Annotated in this window: 3 protein-coding genes; all 3 read left to right on the top strand. The window is 66.3% G+C overall.

From position 1 onward, the window contains the following. Positions 1-268, top strand: a 268-nt coding sequence (locus tag DBR22_RS17635; RefSeq protein WP_258229272.1) for an acyl-CoA dehydrogenase family protein, incomplete at its 5' end; no start/stop codon positions are given. A gap of 36 nt (positions 269-304) precedes the next feature. Continuing rightward, positions 305-1,099, top strand: a complete 795-nt coding sequence (locus DBR22_RS17630; protein ID WP_108600089.1) for a CoA transferase subunit A — start codon at positions 305-307, stop codon at positions 1,097-1,099. A gap of 2 nt (positions 1,100-1,101) precedes the next feature. Beyond that, a partial coding sequence (locus tag DBR22_RS17625; RefSeq protein ID WP_308810232.1) for a CoA-transferase occupies positions 1,102-1,504 on the top strand: 403 nt, incomplete at its 3' end.

Raw genomic sequence — 1,504 nt, 5'->3', positions numbered from 1 at the left:
CGCGCACACCTCCCGCCTCGCCTACTACGACGCCGCCGCCAGGATGCTGGCCGGCAAGCCGTTCAAGACGCAGGCGGCCATCGCTAAGATGGTCGCAGGCGAGGCGGCCATGGACAACGCGCGGGATGCCACCCAGGTATTCGGCGGCTATGGCTTCATCAACGAATTCACGGTGGCACGGCATTACCGCGACTCCAAGATCCTCGAAGTGGGAGAGGGCACCACGGAGGTCCAGCTGATGCTGATCGCCCGCGAACTCGGACTGTAGGACCTCGACACTGTTGCCGGCCTGAAAGGATCACTGATGATTAACAAGGTTGTTGCCAGCGCCGAGGAGGCCATTGCGGACATCCCCGACGGCGCGTCGCTCGCGGTGGGAGGGTTCGGCCTGTGCGGCATACCTGTCGCCCTGATCGACGCCCTGCACCGGCACGGCACCAAGGACCTCGAAACCGTCAGCAACAACTGCGGCGTGGACGACTGGGGGCTCGGCGTCCTGCTCCGGGACGGGCGGATCCGGCGGACCATCAGCTCCTACGTCGGCGAGAACAAGGAGTTCGCCCGGCAGTACCTGTCCGGAGAGCTCGAGGTGGTGCTGACTCCGCAGGGAACACTCGCCGAGAAGCTCCGCGCCGGCGGCGCCGGGATCCCGGCCTTCTACACCAAGGCGGGCGTGGGCACCCAGGTGTCCGAAGGCGGGCTGCCCCAGAAATACGACGCCGACGGCGGCATCGCCATCGCCTCAGCGGCGAAGGAGGTGCGGCCCTTCAACGGCGTCGACTACGTACTCGAAGAGTCGCTGACCCCCGATTTCGGCCTGGTCCACGCCTGGAAGGGCGACCGCCACGGCAACCTGGTCTTCCATGCAACGGCCATGAACTTCAATCCGCTGTGCGCCATGGCGGGGCGGATCACCATCGCCGAAGTCGAGGAACTCGTTGAGCCGGGGGAGCTGGACCCGGAGCATGTCCACACACCGGGCATCTTCGTCCAGCGGGTCGTGGTGGTCCCTGCCGGTGAGAAACGGATTGAAAAACGGACGGTGGCTCTCACCCGGGCCTCCGGATCCGAGAAGGCAACAGAACAGGCAGGAGCGTAGCCATGGAGTCCACCAGCCCGCAGGGAGCCCCGCCCCGCCCGGAAGCCGTCCGTCCTGAGTACCGGCGCGCCGCCGTCGGGCATCCCGAAGGCATCAATCCCGAGACCAAAGGCTGGACCCGCAACGAACTGGCCGCGCGGGTGGCGCAGGAACTCAGCAACGGCCAGTACGTCAACCTGGGGATCGGCATGCCCACCCTCATCCCCAACTACATCCCCGAAGGCGTGGAAGTGGTGCTCCATTCGGAGAACGGGATCCTCGGCGTCGGGCCCTACCCGGAAGAGGACCAGGTGGACCCCGACCTCATCAACGCCGGGAAGGAGACCGTCACCGTCAATAAAGGCGCGGCTTTCTTCGATTCCGCGTCCTCCTTCGGCATGATCCGCGGCGGGCACGTGGACGTGG

Origin of the sequence: Arthrobacter sp. HMWF013 (assembly GCF_003061105.1) — a bacterium.
GTDB lineage: Bacteria > Actinomycetota > Actinomycetes > Actinomycetales > Micrococcaceae > Arthrobacter.
Note: the sequence above shows the minus strand (reverse complement) of the source record. Positions and strands in the feature narration are given on the sequence as shown.

Bases quoted from the DNA above. Each gene is read 5' to 3' on its own strand.
- DBR22_RS17630 (WP_108600089.1), top strand. From the start codon at position 305: ATGATTAACAAGGTTGTTGCCAGCGCCGAGGAGGCCATTGCGGACATC.